Raw genomic sequence first — 19424 nt, 5'->3', positions numbered from 1 at the left:
CCGAAACCCGGGCCGTGCGACACTTGGCGCCATGCGGCACGCTGTCTCCTCGGTCACGATCGCGCTGAGCCTCGTCGGCGCGGTCGTGGCGCCGGCCGGGCTCGCCCTGGCGGCTCCCGCCGCGGCCCCCGTGCTGGCCGCGGCTCCCAAGAAGAAGTGCACCGTCGAGGACGAGCACCTCCGGGAGCTGTCCGGCCTCGTCGCCACCAGCACCGGCTACGTCGTGATCAACGACGGCAGCGAGATCGAGAGCCGCGAGCGGATCTTCTTCCTCGACACCAAGTGCAAGATCGCCAAGGACCCGGTCCGCTACTCGGATCCCGGGCCCCGCGACACCGAGGACCTGGCCGTCGGGCCGGACAAGAAGACCCTCTGGATCGCCGACACCGGCGACAACGTCGAGGCCAAGACCCGACGGGATCGGGTCGCGATCTGGACCATGCCGCTGAGCGGGTCCAAGCAGCCGGTGCTGCACCGGCTGACCTACCCGGGCAACGAGCCGCACGACTCCGAGGCGCTGCTCGTCGGCGACGACAACCTGCCGCTGGTCATCACCAAGGACCTGTCCGGCAAGTCGGAGATCTTCACGCCGACGGCGAAGTTCAAGAGCAGCGGTGACCTCGAGGCCATCCCGATGAAGAAGGTCGGCGAGGTCACCCTCCCGAAGACCAACACCGAGAACAAGCTGGGCGCGCCGGGCCGGCTGCTGGTCACCGGCGCGGCCCGCTCGCCCGACGGCAGCAAGGTCGTGCTGCGCACCTACGGCGACGCCTTCGAGTTCGACGTGACCGGCGGCAACATCGTCGCCGCGCTGACCACCGGCAAGCCCCGGGTCACCCCGCTCGCGGACCCGTTCGGCGAGGCCATCGCCTACACGCCCGACGGGAAGACCTTCCTCACCGTCTCCGACGGCGGCCTGCTGGACGCCGCGGACCCGATCGACATCCTCAACTACACCCCGGCCACCACCGGGGTCGAGGCGCTGCCCAACGCCGGCAACGACGTGACCAAGCCGGCCGCGGAGAAGTCCTGGATCGAGGGCCTCACCCTCGACGAGATCACGTACCTGATCGCGGCGGTGGGCGTGCTCGGCGCGCTCCTGGTCGGCGCGGGCATCTTCGGCATCCTGCGGGCCCGGCGCAAGCCGGCGCCGTCCGCCGGGCCGACCGACGGGCCCGGCGACGCGTTCCCGGCCGGCTCCGGCTTCCCGCCACCGGGCAACCGGCCCGACGCCCCGCCGCGCGGTGGGGTCTACGGCGGCGGTGGCGGCCAGGGTGGGGTCTACGGCGGCGCCCCGGCGAACGGCGCCCGCCCGGCCGGCGGGGTCTACGGCGGTGGTCGCCCGCAGGGCGGCGGTCGCGGTGGCGGGGTCTACGGCGGCGGCCCGCAGGGCGGTGGTCACCCCCAGGGCGGCGGCGTCTACGGCGGCGGCGGAGCCCCGGGCGGTGGCGGCTACGGCGGCGGCCGGCCGGGCGGCGGAGGCTACGGTCCGGGCCGGGGCGAACCGCCGCGCCGCGAACCCGACCCGCGCGGAGGCCGCCGCGACAACGGCTACGGCGACCGGGGCCAGCAGTACGGCCAGGTCTCCGGTGGCGGCCGGGAGTACCGGGGCGACCGCTACTGAGCGCACGAAAAAGGGGGTGACCGCCGGAACCGGCGGTCACCCCCTTTCTTCTCGTCTCAGATGCGGCGCAGCACGGCGACCACGCGACCCATGATGGTGGCGTCGTCGCCCGGGATCGGGTCGAAGGCCGGGTTCTGCGGCATCAGCCAGACGTGCCCGTCGCGCCGCCGATAGGTCTTCACCGTCGCCTCGCCGTCGAGCATGGCCGCCACGATGTCGCCCACCTCGGCGGTCGGCTGCTGCCGGACCACCACCCAGTCGCCGTCGCAGATCGCCGCGTCGAGCATCGAGTCGCCCTTGACCTGGAGCATGAAGACCTCGCCCTCACCGACCAGCTCGCGGGGAAGGGGGAAGATGTCCTCCACCGCCTGCTCGGCCAGGATCGGGCCACCGGCGGCGATCCGGCCCAGCATCGGCACGTAGGCCGGTGCGGGGCGCTGGGCGCGGGCCGCCTCGTCGTCGACGTCGCCGGGGGCCCGGACGTCCACGGCGCGCGGCCGGTTCGGGTCGCGGCGCAGGAAGCCCTTCTTCTCCAGCTCCTTCAGCTGGTAGGCGACGCTGGACGGGGAGACCAGGCCGACCGCCTCGCCGATCTCGCGCACGCTCGGCGGGTAGCCGTGCCGCTCCACCCAGGTGCGGATGAACTCCAGGATCCGGCGCTGGCGGGCCGTCAGGTCGACCGTCGCCGGGTCGGGGAAGCTGCTGACCACCGGGGTGACCGGGCGCACGGCGGGCTGGGCCGCCCGGCTGCGCGCGGTGCGGGATCGACGGGTCGCCGGCGGACCCGCCCCGTCGATCGGCTGCGGGTTCTTCTGCCGGCTGGCCCGGTCCTCGGTCACGTCCGTCCTCCCTGGTCGGCGCTGGGTGCCTCGTCGGCTCGTGGTGCGTGCTCAGGTGGTGCTGGCGACCGGTCCGCCGCGATCCGCCGCGTCCGGTCGTTGTTGACCGTATAGGTGAGATCGGCCATTTTCAAACATCTGTACGACGTGTTGTCGGCGTGTCGTGCCGAAATCCTGGATTTCCGAACGCCTGTTCTGATAAATGGTACGTCGCTCTCGAACGAATGTTCTATCCCGGCGTCCCGTGACCCCGCCGGCCGCCGGCCGTTGGGTTCCTCGGTACGCGGGGACGGGGTGGCACGGGTGAGTGATTCTGATGACGCGCCGGACACGCGGTTCAACTTGACCTCGCTAGTGCGACGGCATACGGTCGACCCCTAGATGTTGTGGTTACATGGGCGTAAGTCGCCTACAGGTTGGGTCCGGTTACCGACCGCACTCCCGCACCTCCGACCCGGCGGGGGCCATCGAGAGGTGGCACCGCCGCGCTGAGGCGTGCCCGGAGGCGGCCGGTGGACCGCGGTCGAAAGAAGGAGGTCAGGCGATGCGGTGTCCGTACTGCCGGCACGCCGACTCCCGGGTGGTCGACTCGCGGGAGGCCGACGACGGCCAGCTCATCCGGCGGCGGCGGTCCTGCCCGGAGTGCGGCAAGCGGTTCACCACCGTCGAGGAGGCGGTGCTCGCGGTGGTCAAGCGCAGCGGGGTGACCGAGCCGTTCAGCCGCACCAAGATCATCGGTGGGGTGCGCAAGGCGTGCCAGGGCCGGCCGGTCGACGACGACTCCATCGCGCTGCTCGCGCAGAAGGTCGAGGAGACCGTCCGGGCCAAGGGGGCCGCCGAGCTGCCCAGCCACGAGGTCGGGCTGGCCATCCTCGGGCCGCTGCGCGACCTCGACGAGGTGGCCTACCTGCGGTTCGCGAGCGTCTACCGCTCCTTCGACTCGCTCGCCGACTTCGAGCGCGAGATCGAGACGCTGCGGGCCGCCGCGCGCGCCCGGGAGGGTGCCGGGGCCGTCGAGGCCGCCGGCGCGACCAGTTGAGTTTCACGGATTTCTGACAGTTTGACGACGCGCGGTGGGTGACCGCGCTGACGAGGGGGGCGAGGCGTGACGACCAGCAAGTCACGGAACAAGGCCGGGACCGGGCTGAAGATCGAGCGCGTCTGGACGACCGAGGGGGTGCATCCCTACGACGAGGTCACCTGGGAGCGCCGCGACGTCGTGATGACGAACTGGCGGGACGGTTCGATCAACTTCGAGCAGCGCGGGGTGGAGTTCCCCGAGTCCTGGTCGGTCAACGCGGCCAACATCGTGACCACCAAGTACTTCCGGGGCGCGGTGGGGACCCCGGAGCGGGAGTGGTCGCTCAAGCAGCTGATCGACCGGGTGGTCGGCACCTACCGCACCGCCGGTGAGGAGTACGGCTACTTCGCCACCCCGGCCGACGCCGAGGTGTTCGCGCACGAGCTGACCTGGATGCTGCTGCACCAGGTGTTCAGCTTCAACTCGCCGGTCTGGTTCAACGTCGGCACGCCGTCGCCGCAGCAGGTCAGCGCCTGCTTCATCCTGGCCGTCGACGACTCGATGGACTCCATCCTCGACTGGTACAAGGAGGAGGGGCTGATCTTCAAGGGCGGCTCCGGGTCCGGCGTCAACCTGTCCCGGATCCGCTCCTCCCGGGAGCTGCTGTCCTCCGGCGGCAACGCCTCCGGCCCGGTCAGCTTCATGCGCGGCGCGGACGCCTCCGCCGGCACCATCAAGTCCGGCGGCGCCACCCGGCGGGCGGCCAAGATGGTCATCCTCGACGTGGACCACCCGGACATCCAGGAGTTCGTGGTCACCAAGGCGCGCGAGGAGGACAAGATCCGCGCGCTGCGGGACGCCGGCTTCGACATGGACCTGGGCGGCGCAGACATCGTCAGCGTGCAGTACCAGAACGCCAACAACTCGGTCCGGGTCTCCGACGAGTTCATGACCGCGGTGGAGAACGGCGGCGGCTTCGACCTGCGCGGCCGGCTCGACGGCCAGGTCATCGAAACGATCGACGCCAAGAAGTTGTTCCGCAGCATCTCCCAGGCGGCCTGGGAGTGTGCCGACCCCGGCCTGCAGTACGACGACACCATCAACGACTGGCACACCTGCCCGGAGACCGGGCGGATCACCGCGTCGAACCCGTGCTCGGAGTACCTGCACCTGGACAACTCCTCGTGCAACCTGGCCTCGCTGAACCTCATGAAGTTCATGCGCGCCGACGGCGGCTTCGAGGTGGAGAAGTTCGTCAAGTCGGTCGAGTTCGTCATCACCGCGATGGACATCTCGATCTGCTTCGCCGACTTCCCGACCGAGAAGATCGGTGAGACCAGCCGCGCCTACCGGCAGCTCGGCATCGGCTACGCCAACCTCGGCGCCCTGCTGATGGCCTCCGGCCTTCCGTACGACTCGGAGCAGGGCCGGGAGGTCGCCGCGGCGATCACCTCGCTGATGACCGGCACCGCCTACCGCCGCTCCGCCGAGCTGGCCGGCGTCGTCGGCCCGTACGACGGCTACGCCCGCAACGCGGAGCCGCACAAGCGGGTCATGCGCAAGCACGCTGCCGCCAACGACGCCATCAAGCCGACCGGCACCGTGGCCACCGCCGTCCAGCGCGAGGCCACCAGGCAGTGGACGCTCGGCAACAAGATCGGTGACAAGAACGGCTGGCGCAACTCGCAGGCCAGCGTCCTCGCGCCGACCGGCACCATCGGCTTCATGATGGACTGCGACACGACCGGCGTGGAGCCGGACCTGGCGCTGGTCAAGTTCAAGAAGCTGGTCGGCGGCGGCTCGATGCAGATCGTCAACCAGACCGTGCCGCGCGCATTGCGCAGCCTCGGCTACCCCGAGGAGCAGGTCGAGGCGATCGTCGAGCACATCGCCGACCACGGCCACGTGGTGGACGCCCCGGGCCTCAAGCCGGAGCACTACCCGGTCTTCGACTGCGCCATGGGCGAGCGGTCGATTGCCCCGATGGGCCACGTGCGGATGATGGCGGCAATCCAGCCGTTCGTCTCCGGCGCGATCTCCAAGACGGTCAACATGCCCGAGCAGGCCACCGTCGAGGACGTCGAGAAGATCTACTTCGAGGGCTGGAAGCTCGGCCTCAAGGCGCTGGCGATCTACCGGGACAACTGCAAGGTCGGCCAGCCGCTCTCGGTGGCCAAGTCCAACAAGACCGCCGCCGAGACCCAGGCCCCGGCAGCCGAGGTCGAGAAGGTCGTGGAGAAGGTCGTCGAGTACCGGCCGGTCCGCAAGCGGCTGCCGAAGAAGCGCCCGTCGGAGACCATCTCGTTCTCGGTCGGCGGCGCCGAGGGTTACCTCACCGCCTCGTCGTACCCGGACGACGGCCTCGGCGAGGTCTTCCTCAAGATGTCGAAGCAGGGCTCGACCCTGGCCGGCGTGATGGACGCCTTCTCGGTGGCCATCTCCATCGGTCTCCAGTACGGCGTCCCGCTGGAGACGTACGTCAGCAAGTTCACCAACATGCGCTTCGAGCCGGCCGGCATGACCGACGACCCGGACGTGCGGATGGCGGCCTCGGTGATGGACTACATCTTCCGTCGCCTGGCCCTGGATTTCCTGCCGTACGAGCGCCGCGCCGAGCTGGGCATCTTCACCGCCAAGGAGCGGGCCGCCCAGCTCGCGGCCGAGGCGGAGGCGGAGGCGAGCGGTGCGGACCTCACCGCGATGGCCGCCTCCGCCCCGGTCGAGGCGCCCGAGCCGAAGGCGGTCGCCCAGCCGAAGCAGGAGATGGCCGAGGTGGCCGCCGTCAAGCCGGCGCCGTCGGTGGGTTCCAGCACCGAACTGCTGGAGGCCGTGATCGGCAAGGCCGCGGACGCGCCGCTCTGCTTCACCTGCGGCACCAAGATGCGGCCCGCCGGTAGCTGCTACGTCTGCGAGGGCTGCGGCTCCACCAGCGGCTGCAGCTGACGTACGACCGTTCGCGAGCGCGGCAGGGGATTTCCCTGCCGCGCTCGCGGCGTCTGAGGCCGACTCCGGGGACGAATCTCACGTCGCAGGCGACGGCCTCCGGCTGGGATGCTCGGGCCATGACCACTGCGGACCGCTACGCCACCTTCGCCGCCCGGGAGGCGCGCGGGGTGTCGCCCGCGTACGAGCGGCTGTCGGAGGCGGTCGCCCGCGACGACGAGCTGCTGGGCCGGATCGACACGCTGCCGCCGGCGAAGCGCCAGCCGAACCTGCTCTTCGCCGTGGTCCGGCTGCTCGGCGGCCCGGTCGAGGACCCGGCGGCCTTCCACGAGTACGTGCTGGCGAACTGGCCGGCCGTCGAGGCGGAGCTTCGGGCCCGGGCCACGCAGACCAACGAGCCGGGCCGGTGTGCCGTACTCCTGCCGGTGCTGGCGTCGCTGCCGCAGCCCTTGGCGCTGCTGGAGGTCGGCGCCTCCGCGGGCCTGTGTCTCTACCCCGACCGGTACGCCTACCGCTACGGCAACCACCTGCTCGGGGCGGGCGAACCGGTCCTCGACTGCGAGATCGCCGGGACGGCGCCCCCGGCCCGCCGGCCCGAGGTGGTGTGGCGGGCCGGCCTCGACCTCAACCCGCTCGACGTGACCGCTCCAGCCGACCTGGCGTGGCTCGACGCGCTCATCTGGCCGGAGCACGGGCACCGTCGCGAGCGGTTGCGGGCCGCGGCGGCCGTCGCCGCGGCCGACCCACCGCTGCTGGTGCGGGGTGACCTGGTGGACGACCTGCCGGCGCTGGCCGCTCGGGCACCCCGGGACGCGACCCTGGTGGTGTTCCACACCTCGGTGCTCTACCAGGTGCCGCCACCCCGCCGGGAGGCGTTCACCGAGGTGGTCCGCGCGCTGCCCGGGCACTGGATCGCCAACGAGGACCCCGACGTGCTGCCGTACGCGGCGCTGCCGGAGCAACCGCCGGGCGGGTTCCACAACGTGCTCGCGCTCGACGGAAAGCCGCTGGCCTGGACCCGGGGCCACGGCCAGGCGATCACGTGGTTCGGGTAGGCGCTCGCGTCGCACCGCCGCGGTCGCGGCGGCAGATCTTGGAGATTTACTGTTCGACAGGAACAGAGACTCTCCAAGATTCACCGTTCGAGCCGACGGGGAGGTCCTGGTGAGGCTGCCGGTCGTCGAGGAGTTCGCCCGTGAGCTCGCGGCGCTCGGCGGGGTCACCGACCTGCTGGTCGCCGGGTCGCTGGCGACCGGCGACTACCGGCCTGGCGTGAGCGATCTCGACCTGGTGGCGCTGACCGACGGCCCGGTCGACGCCGGGCGGGAGGCAACCCTTGCCGCCGTGCACCGGCGCCTCGACGCGGGCACTGCCGCGGGACTGCACCTGGGCTGCGTCTACGTCGACAGCGCCACCGTCCCGGACGTGCACCGGAAGCATCCGACGTGGACCCATGGGCAGCTCGTCCAGCGCATCCTGTCCGGCATCACCCGGGCGGAGCTGGTCCGGCACGGGTACGCGGTCTTCGGCCGCCCGCCCGGCGAGGTGTTCCCGCCGATGAGCGACGACGACGTACGCGCCGCCGCCCGCGCCGAACTCACCGGCTACTGGGCCTGGGCCGTCCGGCGGCCGTGGCTGTGGCTGGACCCCGGCCTCGCCGACCTCGGCCTCACCTCGATGGCCCGCGGCCGGCACGCGCTCCACCACGGCGACCTGCTCAGCAAGACTCGCGCCGTCGAGGCGGCCGCCGCCCCGGCCTGGCTGATCGGTCAGCTGGCGGCCCGCCGTCGCGGCGAGCCGGTCACGTCGCCCCGCCTCCGCACGGCCCTGATCGCCTGGCGCGACGCCCGCCGCACCGTCACCCAGGCACGCAGGCAGGCCCGTGCCATCGGTCAACCACGAAGTTGATGTCCCGAGACGCCGGAGTGGCGGGCAACAACTAATGCTCGGAGTCGACCTCGGCGAGGCGGGTGGTGAGGAAGGCGCGTTCGGCGTCGTTGTCGACCAGCTCCAGCGCCGTCCGGTAGGCGCCCGCGGCCTCGGCGGGGCGGTCGAGGCGGCGGAGCAGGTCCGCGCGGATCGCCGGCACGTAGTGGTAGCCGGCCAGCCGGGCGTCCTCGGCGAGAAGATCCACCTCCGCCAGGGCCGCCGCCGGTCCGTCGACCATGGACACCGCCACCGCCCGGTTCAGCGCGACCACCGGGGACGGCCAGCGTTTCAGCAGCTCGTCGTAGAGGCGTACCACCTGGGGCCAGTCGGTGGCGGCGTAGCTGGGGGCGACCGCGTGCAGCGAGGCGATGGCGGCCTGGAGGGCGTACCGGCCGACCCGGCCGGTGCGGAACGCGCCCAGGACCAGCTGGTTGCCCTCCGCGATGGCGGCCCGATCCCACGCCGAGCGGTCCTGGTCCTCCAGCCGGAGCAGGCGACCGGCACGGTCGGTGCGGGTGGCCCGGCGGGCATCGGTGAGCAGCAGCAGGGCGAGCAGGCCGCGTACCTCCGGCTCGTCGGGCATCAGGGCGAGCAGCATCCGGGTCAGGTGCACCGCCCGGTCGACCAGGTCGGCGCGGACCAGGTCGGCCCCGGTCGGCGCGGTGTGCCCGGTGGTGAAGAGCAAGTGGATGACGGTGAGCACGGCGTCGAGCCGTTCGGGCAGCTCGGCGGCCTCCGGCACCCGGTACGGGATGCGGGCGGCCGCGATCTTCTTCTTGGCCCGGGTGACCCGGGCCGCCATGGTCGTCTCGGTGACCAGGAAGGCGCGGGCGATGTCGCCGGTGGCCACCCCGCAGACCAGGCGCAGGGTGAGCGCCACCTGCGCCTCCCGGGCGAGCGCCGGGTGGCAGCAGGTGAACACCAGGCGCAGCCGGTCGTCGGGGACCGCGTCTCCGGCGGACTCGTCCGTCATGTCGGCCTCCGCCGGTTCGACGAGCAGGGGCATCTTCGACCGGAACACCTTCTCCCGGCGCAGCACGTCGAGCGCCTTGCGCTTCGCGGTGGCGGTCAGCCAGGCGCCCGGTTTGTCGGGTACGCCGTCGCGCGCCCAGGCGGCCAGCGCGGCCAGGTAGGCCTCCTGCACGCACTCCTCGGCCACGTCGAGGTCGCCGGCGACGCGCGCCGTCGCGGCGAGCACGAAGGCCCACTCGCGACGGTGCGCGTCCGCCACGGCGCGTTCGGCGGCGACGGTGGCGGTGTCGCTCACTCGGCCGGCGGCTGGAACAGCGGCCGGACCTCGACGCCGCCGTCGATGGTCGCGGGGTTCAGCTTGGCGATCTTCAGGGCCACATCCAGGTCGGGCGCCTCCAGGATGAAGAACCCGGCGACGACCTCCTTGGCCTCGATGAACGGGCCGTCGGTGACCACGTCGCCGCGGATCGCCGTGGCGGTGGTGCTCGGCTGGAGCGCGAACCCGGTGAGGATCTGGCCGCCCAGCTCGGCGACCTGGGTCCCGTACCGCTCCAGCAGGGCCACGTAGTCGGGGCTCAGGTCCATCGGGTCGGCCGGCGCGGGCGAGTAGACGAGGACTGCGTACTGGGCCATCGGTCTCTCCTTGGGGTTGTCGTTTCCCTCTTCCGTCTCACCGACGGACGGGCGCGGCCGGATTCGACAGCGGCCCCGGAAAATCTTGCCTCTTTTTATTGAGTCGGGAAGTCCCGCATCCGGCGCAGCGGGGAGCAGACCACGAACAGGGCCGCGCTCCACATGCCGAGCACGCAGACCAGCAGCGCCGGGCGCAGCCCGAGCCGGGTGCCGAGGGCGCCACCGAGCAGGGCGCCGAGCGGGATCACGCCGTAGCAGATCCACAGGAACGCCGCGTTGACCCGGCCGAGCAGCCGGGCCGGGGTGACCCGCTGCCGGTAGGACATGGCCGCCACGTTGAACAGGACCGCGTTGGCCGCGAAGGCCGCCATGCCGATCCCGTAGAGCAGGGTGCCCCAGCCGGGCCGGGCCAGCGGCATCAGCAGATAGAGCGGGCCGGGCGCGGTCATCGACACCCAGATGGTCCGGGCGCCGCCGAGCAGCGCGGTCACCCGTCCGGCCAGCACGCCGGCGAGCAACCCACCCACCGAACCCAGGCTGAACAGGAGGCCGATGGTGGCCGGGGCGGCGTGCAGCACGCGCAGCAGGTACGGCACCTCGATGGCCTGGGCGGCCATCACGAAGAAGTTCGAGGTGGCCGTGCAGGCGAGCACCAGGGCGAGGATCCGCTGCCGGCGGATGAAGCCGAGCCCCTCGGTCAGCGCCGCCCGGACCGGCACCCGGCCCTCGGTGCGCGGCGCCGGGCGGTGCCGGACGAGCAGCAGCGTGACCGCGCTGGCCAGGAAGCTGGCGGCGTCGGCGACGAAGGTCCGCGCCGCGCCGAGCAGCCCGACGAGCACGCCGCCGGTGCTCGGCCCGGCCAGTTGGGCCAGGTTCTCGCTCACCTCCAGTCGCGCGTTGGCCGAGGTGAGGTGGTCCGCCGGGACGAGCGCGGGCAGCAGGCTCCGGTACGCCACGGTGAACGCGACGGTCAGCACGCCGGAGAGCCCGACCACCGCGTACAGGTAGGCCAGCGTGAGGTGGCCGACCAGGGCGACCACCGGCACCGACAGCAGCAGCGCCGCACGACCCAGGTCGCACACGACCATCAGCCGCCGCTGGTCGACCCGGTCGGCCAGCATCCCGGCCGGCAGCGAGAAGAAGAGGTACGGCAGCCAGGCCAGGAAGGTGAGCAGGGAGACCTGGAAGACGGTGGCGTCGAGCACGTCCGCGGCGAGCAGCGGCACCGCCAGCCCGGAGATCCGGGTGCCCACCTCGCTGACCGTCTGACCGCTCCAGAGCAGCAGGAAGTTCCGGTTCCGCCACAGCGAGGCGCGGGTTCCGGTGGTCGGGGGCGTCAGTTGCTGGGTCACCGCTGGGGCCTGTCCGTCGGGGTCACGGGTCGCGACCCGGCACGGTATCCCGCCGGCCCGCCGCCGGGCGCGGCGTTTTTCCGGCCAGGATGCGGACGGACGCGGGGCCGGCCGGCGACTAGGGTCGGCTTCATGATCGAACCGAACTGGCTCACCGAGACGCGCGCTGCCTACGACACGGTGGCCGTGGACTACGCACGGCTTATCCCCGACGTGCTGGAGGGCCCGCTCGACCGGGGGATGCTGGCCGCGTTCGCCGAGCTGGTGGGGCCCGGCCGGCCAGTGCTGGAGGCGGGCTGCGGGACCGGCCGGATCACCGCCCACCTGCGCGGTCTCGGGCTCGACATCTCCGGGGTCGACCTGTCCCCGGGCATGCTCGAGGTGGCCCGCCGGAACCATCCGGAGCTGCGCTTCGAGGTCGGCTCGATGACCGCGCTGGACGTCCCCGACGCGACGCTGGCCGGCCTCGTGGCCTGGTACTCGATCATCCACCTGCCGCCGGAGCTGCTGCCCGAGGTGTTCGCCGAGTTCCACCGGGTGCTCGCCCCGGGCGGTCACCTGCTGATCGCGGTCAAGGCCGGCGACCAGCGGATCCGGCTGGAGCAGGCGTACGGCCACACCGTCTCGTACGACGTGCACTGGCTGCCGCCGGAACGGCTGGCCGAGCAGCTCACGGCGGCCGGTCTGGCCGTGCACGCCACGCTGGTCCGCGAAGCGGAGGAACTCGACCGGGGACCGCAGGCGTTCCTGCTCGCCCGGAAGGCCGCCCGGTGACCGTCGCGCTCTTCACCCTCGGCGGCACGATCGCGATGGCCGGCACCCGGGCCGGGGGAGCGGTCAGCCGGCTCACCGGCGCCGACCTCACCGCCGCCGTACCCGGGCTCGCCGACATCCCGCTCGACGTGCGGGACGTCGAGGCGGTGCCCAGCGCCGCGCTGGCGTACCGGCAGATCCTGGACCTGGTGGACGCGGCTGGCGCGGCGGTCGCCGAGGGGGCGACCGGCGTGGTGGTCACCCAGGGCACCGACACCCTGGAGGAGACCGCGTTCCTGGCCGACCTGGTCTGGCCGCACCCGGCGCCGCTGGTGTTCACCGGCGCGATGCGCAACCCCACCCTGGCCGGCCCGGACGGCCCCGCCAACCTGCTGGCCGCCGTCCGGGTCGCCGCCGCGCCGGCCGCGCGGGACCTCGGCGTGCTGGTGGCGTTCAACGACGAGATCCACGCCGCCCGCTTCGTCCGCAAGACCCACAGCACCAGTACGGCCACCTTCGCCTCGCCCAACGCCGGCCCGCTCGGGCACGTGATCGAGGGCGCGGTACGCCTGCTCACCTGCCCGCCCCGGCACGCCCCGCTGCCGCCGGTGGACGGCGACCGGCTCGCCGCCACCCGGGTGGCGCTGCACACCGTCACCCTCGACGACGACCTGGCGCTGCTCGACGCGCTCGCCCCGGGTCTGGACGGGCTGGTGGTCGCCGGCTTCGGGGTGGGGCACGTGCCGCCGGATCTCGCCCCGGCGCTGGGCGCGCTGGCCGCGCGGATGCCGGTGGTGCTCGCCTCGCGCACCGGGGCCGGGTCGGTGCTGCGGAACACCTACGGCGCGGTCGGCTCGGAGACCGACCTGCGGCGGCGCGGGCTGGTCTGCGGTGGGCTGCTCGACCCGTACAAGGCCAAGGTGCTGCTCCGGATGCTGCTGGCCGGGGGCGCGGACGGGACGGCGGTCGCCGAGGCGTTCACCCGGCACGGCTGAGGCGGCGGGGTCGCTCCGTAGACTCGCCCGGTGACCGGAGAGCGACGACCTCTGGCGGACCGGCCGTTGACCGAGCCGCACCCGTCGCGGCTGTCGCCCGACCATCCGGACCGGGAGCGGGTCCTGGCCGCGCACGCCGCCGCCCTGGCCGCCGGGGAGGCCGGCTACCTCGACCCGGCCACCGGGCTCTTCGTGCTCAGCGCCGGCTTCCTGGCCCGCCGGGGCACGTGCTGCGGGCGAGGATGCCGGCACTGTCCGTATGTGGACGATTGAGGACTTCCGTCCCCGACGAGCAGCCCGTACGGTGTCCGACGGATATCCGGCGGGCGCCTCCCGCCGACGACTGCGGAGGTCTCCACGTGCGCGCCCGGACCTGGCTGGCCGCTTCGGCCGTACTGCTGACCGCCGGCTGCGCCAAGGAGGCCGCGCCGGTGGCCGTGCCGGCGGCGGAGCCGCGGGCGGTCGAGGTCGCCGCGGCCTCGTCGGGCGGGGCGTGCCGGCTGCTCGACTTCGCGGTGATCGCCAAGCACACCGGCGGCCGGTTCGACGTGGCCGCCGCCACGGACAAGGGCGACACCCACACCTGCGTGGTCCGCGCCGAGCAGGCCGTCCTGCCGGAGTTGACGCTCACGGTGACCGACACGTCGATCGACACGTCGAGCTTCACCCTGGACGTGCTGCCCCGGGGCGCGAAGAAGGTCACCAAGCTGGGGAAGATCGGCTACCGGCACACGCTGCCGAAGACCGCGAAGAACGGCGCGGCGGCGGAGGTGGGCTGGCTGGCCGCCGAGGGGCGGCTGGCCACGCTGCGCTGGGCCAGCCCCCGTGGCACCGCCACGGCCGAGGCCGAGAAGATGGCCGGCAAGCTGGTCAGCCTCGCCAAGGTGATCGACACCCGGCAGCTCTGACCACCGGGTGGACCGGACGGGTCAGTGGGCCGCGACGAAGACCCGGGAAGCCACCTCGCGGGGCAGCCGGACGCGGTCGCCGGAGCGGTCGATGGAGACGCCGTCGCGCTCCTGGGCCACGGTCACCGTGGCACCCGGGTCGACGCCCGCGGCGTGCAGCTGCCGGAGCACGTCGGCGTCGGTCTGCACGCTCTCGCAGATCCGCCGCACCACGACCGGCCCGGAGAGGCCCGGGAAGGCCAGGTTGCGCTCGCCCTCCACGGTCTCGGCCTCCAGCAGGCCCGGGTCGCCCAGCTCCTCCAGGCCCGGGATCGGGTTGCCGTAGGGCGAGCGGGTCGGGCGGTTGAGCAGGTCGTAGACCCGCTTCTCGACCGCGTCGCTCATCACGTGCTCCCACCGGCAGGCCTCCTCGTGGGCCTCCTCGTAGGGCATCCCGATCACGTTCACCAGCAGCAGCTCGGCCAGCCGGTGCTTGCGCATGACCGAAACCGCCGAGTTGCGGCCCCGCTCGGTGAGCGTCAGGTGGCGGTCGCCCTCGACGGTGAGCAGGCCGTCCCGCTCCATCCGGGCGACCGTCTGGCTGACGGTGGGACCGCTCTGCTTCAGCCGCTCCGCGATCCGGGCACGCAGCGGCGGCACCCCCTCCTCTTCCAGCTCGAGGATGGTGCGCAGGTACATCTCGGTCGTGTCGACCAGGTCATGCTTCACGTCAGCGGCCTCCCGGCGTTCGATGCTACCCCGGACCCCCGACGATCTACGGACGCCGAACCGGGGGATCGCTGCCGGGATGGTGTTGACTGGACCGCATGTCCGGAACCGAAGACCTGCTGGTCGAGCCCGACCGGCTCGCCGCCGAACTCGACCGTGCCGACCCGCCCACCCTGCTCGACGTCCGCTGGCGGCTCGCCGGCGAGCCCGGCCGGGCGGACTACCTGGCCGGTCACCTGCCCGGCGCCGTCTTCGTCGACCTGGACACCGAACTCTGCGGCCGGCCCGGCGCCGCCGGCCGGCACCCGCTGCCCGACCCCGCCGCGCTCCAGGCCGCGCTGCGGGCCGCCGGCGTCCGCGCCGGCCACCCCGTGGTGGTGTACGACGGCGGCGACGGCATGTCGGCCGCCCGCGCCTGGTGGACCCTGCGCTGGGCCGGCCACCGGCCGGTCCGGGTGCTGCACGGCGGCTTCCCGGCCTGGGTCGCGGCCGGCCGGCCCGTCAGTACCGAGGCGCCGGCGCCCGCGCCCGGGGACGTCACGGTCACTCCCGGCGAGCTGCCGGTGCTGGACGCGCGGGAGGCCGCCCGGCTGGCCGCCGCCGACGCCGGGGTGCTGCTCGACGTGCGGGCCGCCCCGCGCTACCGGGGCGATACCGAGCCGATCGACCCGGTCGCCGGGCACGTCCCGGGCGCGGTCAACCTGCCCGCTCCCGAGTACGTCGCCGAGGGACGCTTCCCGGCCGCCGAGGCGCTGCGCGAGCGGTTCGCCGCCGCCGGGGTGGCCGAGGGAGCGCCGGTCGGCGCGTACTGCGGCTCGGGGGTGACCGCCGCCCAGGCGGTGCTGGCGCTGCACCTGGCCGGCCGCCCCGACGCCGCCCTGTACGTCGGCTCGTGGAGCAACTGGGTGGCCGACCCGGACCGTCCGGTCGCCACCGGGGAGACGTCCGGCCGCTGAGGCCGCGCGTGCGGTGGGTCCACCTGGCGCGCGTGCGACGATGGCCCCATGGCCGACGACACGGTGGTGGTGTGGGACGAGGCCCTGCTCGGGTACGACATGGGCGACCATCCCCTCGACCCGGTCCGGGTCGAGTTGACCATGGCGCTCGCCCGCGAGCTGGGGGTGCTGGACCGGCCCGGGGTCCGGCTGGTGAAGCCGGAACCGGCCGACGACGCGCTGCTGACCCGGGTGCACGACACGCGCTACCTGGACGCCGTACGGGCCGCGCCCCGGGACCCGCTCTTCGCCGGCTTCGGCCTCGGCACCTCGGACAACCCGGTCTTCGACGGCATGCACGAGTCGAGCGCGCTGATCGCCGGGGCGAGCGCCGCCGCGGCCGAGGCGGTCTGGCGCGGCGGGGCCCGCCGGGCGGTCAACGTGGCCGGCGGGCTGCACCACGCCATGCCGGCCCGGGCGGCCGGGTTCTGCGTCTACAACGACCCGGCGGTGGCCATCGCCCGCCTGCTCGACCTCGGCGCGGAGCGGATCGCGTACGTCGACGTGGACGTGCACCACGGCGACGGGGTGCAGGAGATCTTCTACCGGGACCCGCGGGTGCTCACGGTCAGCCTGCACGAGACCCCGCTGGCGCTCTTCCCCGGCACCGGGTTCCCCGACGAGACCGGCGGCCCGGGCGCGGAGGGGTCCGCGGTCAACGTGCCGCTGCCGCCGGGGGCCGGCGACCCGGGCTGGCAGCGGGCGTTCCACGCGATCGTGCCGTCGGTGCTGCGGGCGTTCCGGCCGCAGGTGCTGGTCACCCAGTGCGGGGCGGACGGGCACCGGCTCGACCCGCTGGCGGACCTGCACCTCTCCGTCGACGGGCAGCGGGCCACCTACCAGGCGCTGCGCGCGCTCGCCGACGAGCTCTGCGACGGCCGCTGGGTCGCCCTGGGGGGCGGCGGGTACGCGCTGGTCGAGGTGGTGCCCCGGGCCTGGACGCACCTGCTCGCGGTGGCCACCGGGGACCCCCTCGACCCGGCCACGCTGACCCCGCCGGCGTGGCGGGACCTGGCGGCGCGACGGCGGCCCGGGCACGAGATCCCGCTGCGGATGACCGACGACGTCGACCCGTCGTACCAGTCGTGGCAGCCGAGCGGCGAGCCGACCGCGGTGGACCGGGCGATCGCGGCGACCCGCAAGGCGGTCTTCCCGCTGCTCGGGCTCGACCCGCACGATCCCCGCGACTGACCGGTGACCACCGTCGCGCAACCGGTGGACGTGCTGCTCAGCGACGGCACGACCGTCCAGCTGCGGCAGATCCGTCCGGACGACGCCGCGGCGATCGTGGCGATGCACTCCCGCTTCTCCGAGCGCACCCGCTACCTGCGCTACTTCTCGCCGTACCCGCGGATTCCGGAGCGGGACCTGCAGCGGTTCGTCACCGTCGACCACCGCGACCGGGAGGCGTTCGTGGTGCTGGCCGGCGACCGGATCGTCGCCGTCGGCCGTTACGAGCGGCTCGGCCCCGGCTCGCCGGAGGCCGAGGTGGCCTTCGTGGTGGAGGACGCGTACCAGGGCCGGGGCATCGGCTCGGTGCTGCTGGAGCACCTGGCCGACGCGGCCCGGCGGTACGGCATCGTGCACTTCGTCGCCGAGGTGCTCCCGGCCAACGGGGCGATGCTGCGGGTCTTCTCCGACTTCGGCTACCAGGTCCAGCGGCAGTTCGCCGACGGCGTGGTGCACCTGAACTTCCCAATCGCCCCCACCGAGGCGACCCTGGAGGTGCAGCGCGGCCGGGAGCACCGGACCGAGGCCCGCTCGATCGCCCGGCTGCTCGCCCCGCGCGGCATCGCCGTCTACGGCGCCAGCACCACCGGCCAGGGCGTCGGCGCGGCCCTGCTCGGGCACCTGCGCGACGGCGGGTTCACCGGCGCGATCGTTCCGGTGCACCCGACCGCGGCGACTGTGGCCGGGCTGCCCGCCTACCCGTCGGCGGCCGACGCCGGCCTCGACATCGACCTGGCCGTGGTGGCCGTCGCCCCCACGGCGGTGACCGAGGTGGTCGCCGACGCCGCGAAGGCCGGCGCGCACGGGCTGGTCGTGATCTCCGCCGGGTTCGCCGAGTCCGGCCCGGCCGGGGCGGCCGCCCAGCGTGCCCTGGTCCGCGCCGCCCACCTGGCCGGCATGCGGGTGGTCGGCCCGAACTGCCTCGGCGTGGCCAACACCGACCCCGCGGTACGCCTCAACGCCACCCTCGCCCCGGTGCTGCCCGCCCCCGGCCGCGTCGGCGTGTTCAGCCAGTCCGGCGCGTTCGGGGTGGCCCTGCTCGCCGAGGCGTCCCGGCGCGGGCTCGGCCTGTCCAGCTTCGTCTCCGCCGGCAACCGGGCCGACGTCTCCGGCAACGACCTGCTCCAGTACTGGCAGGACGATCCGGGCACCGACGTCATCACGCTCTACCTGGAGACCTTCGGCAACCCGCGCAAGTTCGCCCGGCTGGCCCGGCGGATCGGCCGGAGCAAGCCGGTGGTGGCGCTCGCCTCGCTGGCCCGCCCGCCGGGGGTCGGCGACGCCCCGGCCCTGGACGCCGCCGCGGTCAGCGCGCTCTTCGCCCAGTCCGGGGTGATCCGGGTGGACACCGTCGCCGAACTGCTTGACGTCGGCGTGCTCCTGGCCCACCAGCCGCTGCCGGCCGGTCGCCGGGTCGCCGTGGTCGGCAACTCCTCGGCGCTGACCGGGCTGGCCGCCACCGCCTGCGCGGGCCAGGGCCTCACCGTGGCCGACGGCTACCCGCACGACGTCGGCCCCCGGGCCACCGCCGCCGAGTACGCCGCCGCGCTCGCCGCCTCCGCGGCCGACGAGCGGGTGGACGCCGTGGTGGCGGTCTTCGCCCCGCCGCTGCCCGGCCAGCTCACCGACCCGGAGGCCGACTTCACCGCGGCCCTGCCCGACGCGCGGGCCGCCGGCAAGCCGGTGGTGGCCACCTTCCTCGCCGGCCGGGTGCCCGCCGGGGTGCCCGCGTACCCGAGCGTGGAGGAGGCGGTCCGGGCCCTGGCCCGGGTCACCGCGTACGCCGACTGGCTGCGCCGCCCGCCCGGCGTGCTGCCCGAGCTGGACCGGGTCGACCGGTCGGCCGGGCAGGCCGCGCTGCGGCCCGACGGCGCGGACGCGGCGGCGTTGCTGCGCGGGTACGGGATCGACGTGGTGGAGTCGGTGCCGGCGCACTCGGCCGAGGAGGCGGTGGCGGCGGCCGGGCGGCTCGGCTGGCCGGTCGCGCTCAAGGCGGCCGCCCCGGGGCTGCGGCACCGCCTCGACCTGGGCGCGGTCCGGCTCGACCTGGCCGACGCCGCCGCGCTGCGCCGCGCGTACGCCGAGATGGCCCCGGTCTTCGGCGCGGACGTCCTGGTCCAGCCGATGGTGCCGCCCGGGGTGGCCTGCGTGGTGGAGTTGGTGGAGGATCCGGCGTTCGGGCCAGTGGTCGGCTTCGGCCTGGGCGGCGTCGCCACCGAGCTGCTCGGCGACCGGGCGTGGCGGGCGGTGCCGCTGACCGACCGGGACGCCGCCGAGCTGGTCGACGAGCCTCGGGCCGCGCCCCTGCTGCGCGGCCACCGGGGCGCCGCGCCGGTGGACCGGGCGGCCCTGGTCGACCTGCTGCTGCGGGTCGGGCGGCTCGCCGACGAGCAGCCCCGGGTCCGGTCGCTCACCCTCAACCCGGTGCTGGCCCGGCCGGACGGCATCTCGGTGCTGCACGCCACCGTCCGCACCGGCGCCGAGGCGCCCCGTCCGGACACCGGCCCGCGCCGGCTGTGAGG

At 74.0% G+C, this 19424-nt stretch carries 17 protein-coding genes; 12 read left to right on the top strand and 5 right to left on the bottom strand.

Going from position 1 to position 19424, the window contains the following annotated elements; genetic code table 11:
* Positions 1-31: 31 nt before the first annotated feature.
* Positions 32-1624, top strand: coding sequence for a hypothetical protein (locus AB0F68_RS18815; protein ID WP_357339629.1), 1593 nt, complete (start codon positions 32-34; stop codon positions 1622-1624).
* A 56-nt stretch (positions 1625-1680) separates the two neighbouring features.
* Here AB0F68_RS18815 and lexA read toward each other — a convergent pair whose 3' ends face one another.
* A complete protein-coding gene (gene lexA / locus AB0F68_RS18810) occupies positions 1681-2463 on the bottom strand; it encodes a transcriptional repressor LexA (RefSeq protein WP_357339627.1) in 783 nt (260 codons plus the stop codon).
* A 544-nt stretch (positions 2464-3007) separates the two neighbouring features.
* Between lexA and nrdR the strand changes: the two genes are divergently transcribed.
* The 4 genes from nrdR (at position 3008) to AB0F68_RS18790 (ending at position 8335) form a co-directional block, all read left to right on the top strand.
* Entirely contained in the window at positions 3008-3502 is a 495-nt protein-coding gene (nrdR, locus tag AB0F68_RS18805) for a transcriptional regulator NrdR (protein ID WP_357339625.1), read from the top strand.
* A 66-nt stretch (positions 3503-3568) separates the two neighbouring features.
* Positions 3569-6427: a vitamin B12-dependent ribonucleotide reductase gene (locus AB0F68_RS18800; RefSeq protein WP_357339622.1), complete on the top strand. Its 2859-nt coding sequence runs from the start codon at positions 3569-3571 to the stop codon at positions 6425-6427.
* Positions 6428-6546: 119 nt separating this feature from the next.
* Positions 6547-7482 carry a DUF2332 domain-containing protein gene (locus AB0F68_RS18795; RefSeq protein WP_357339620.1) on the top strand — a complete coding sequence of 312 codons (936 nt, stop codon included), beginning with the start codon at positions 6547-6549 and terminating at the stop codon, positions 7480-7482.
* A gap of 115 nt (positions 7483-7597) precedes the next feature.
* Entirely contained in the window at positions 7598-8335 is a 738-nt protein-coding gene (locus AB0F68_RS18790) for a nucleotidyltransferase domain-containing protein (RefSeq protein ID WP_357339842.1), read from the top strand.
* Between the two features lie 31 nt (positions 8336-8366).
* Here the strand turns inward: AB0F68_RS18790 and AB0F68_RS18785 are convergent, their stop codons facing one another.
* The 3 genes from AB0F68_RS18785 to AB0F68_RS18775 form a co-directional block, all read right to left on the bottom strand.
* Positions 8367-9554 carry a DUF6596 domain-containing protein gene (locus tag AB0F68_RS18785; RefSeq protein WP_357339839.1) on the bottom strand — a complete coding sequence of 396 codons (1188 nt, stop codon included), beginning with the start codon at positions 9552-9554 and terminating at the stop codon, positions 8367-8369.
* Positions 9555-9619: 65 nt separating this feature from the next.
* Positions 9620-9961: a YciI family protein gene (locus tag AB0F68_RS18780; RefSeq protein WP_357339618.1), complete on the bottom strand. Its 342-nt coding sequence runs from the start codon at positions 9959-9961 to the stop codon at positions 9620-9622.
* Between the two features lie 95 nt (positions 9962-10056).
* The gene (locus AB0F68_RS18775; RefSeq protein WP_357339615.1) at positions 10057-11313 is read right to left on the bottom strand and encodes an MFS transporter; all 1257 of its coding nucleotides are present in this window, start codon (positions 11311-11313) and stop codon (positions 10057-10059) included.
* A gap of 132 nt (positions 11314-11445) precedes the next feature.
* Between AB0F68_RS18775 and AB0F68_RS18770 the strand changes: the two genes are divergently transcribed.
* The 4 genes from AB0F68_RS18770 (at position 11446) to AB0F68_RS18755 (ending at position 13969) form a co-directional block, all read left to right on the top strand.
* The gene (locus tag AB0F68_RS18770; protein ID WP_357339613.1) at positions 11446-12087 is read left to right on the top strand and encodes a methyltransferase domain-containing protein; all 642 of its coding nucleotides are present in this window, start codon (positions 11446-11448) and stop codon (positions 12085-12087) included.
* Positions 12084-13061 (top strand): asparaginase, encoded by a 978-nt coding sequence (locus AB0F68_RS18765; RefSeq protein WP_357339610.1) that lies wholly within the window; start codon positions 12084-12086, stop codon positions 13059-13061. The genes AB0F68_RS18770 and AB0F68_RS18765 overlap by 4 nt, the downstream gene beginning before the upstream one ends.
* 30 nt (positions 13062-13091) lie before the next feature.
* Positions 13092-13334, top strand: coding sequence for a DUF5522 domain-containing protein (locus AB0F68_RS18760; RefSeq protein WP_357339608.1), 243 nt, complete (start codon positions 13092-13094; stop codon positions 13332-13334).
* 86 nt (positions 13335-13420) lie between these two features.
* Positions 13421-13969, top strand: coding sequence for a hypothetical protein (locus AB0F68_RS18755; protein ID WP_357339606.1), 549 nt, complete (start codon positions 13421-13423; stop codon positions 13967-13969).
* 21 nt (positions 13970-13990) lie between these two features.
* Here AB0F68_RS18755 and AB0F68_RS18750 read toward each other — a convergent pair whose 3' ends face one another.
* Complete coding sequence (locus AB0F68_RS18750) at positions 13991-14677, bottom strand: metal-dependent transcriptional regulator (protein WP_357339604.1); 687 nt, start codon at positions 14675-14677, stop codon at positions 13991-13993.
* 98 nt (positions 14678-14775) lie between these two features.
* On the opposite strand from AB0F68_RS18750, the gene AB0F68_RS18745 reads away from it, so the two are divergent.
* The 3 genes from AB0F68_RS18745 to AB0F68_RS18735 are packed head-to-tail and all read left to right on the top strand — an operon-like array spanning position 14776 to position 19422.
* On the top strand, positions 14776-15633 hold the full coding sequence (locus AB0F68_RS18745) for a sulfurtransferase (RefSeq protein ID WP_357339602.1): 858 nt from the start codon (positions 14776-14778) through the stop codon (positions 15631-15633).
* Between the two features lie 48 nt (positions 15634-15681).
* Positions 15682-16863 (top strand): acetoin utilization protein AcuC, encoded by a 1182-nt coding sequence (locus tag AB0F68_RS18740; RefSeq protein ID WP_357339599.1) that lies wholly within the window; start codon positions 15682-15684, stop codon positions 16861-16863.
* Positions 16864-16866: 3 nt separating this feature from the next.
* Entirely contained in the window at positions 16867-19422 is a 2556-nt protein-coding gene (locus AB0F68_RS18735) for a GNAT family N-acetyltransferase (protein WP_357339596.1), read from the top strand.
* Positions 19423-19424 lie beyond the last annotated feature (2 nt).

Origin of the sequence: Micromonospora sp. NPDC023966 (assembly GCF_040639095.1) — a bacterium.
In the GTDB taxonomy this organism is placed as follows: Bacteria; Actinomycetota; Actinomycetes; order Mycobacteriales; family Micromonosporaceae; genus Micromonospora.
Note: the sequence above shows the minus strand (reverse complement) of the source record. Positions and strands in the feature narration are given on the sequence as shown.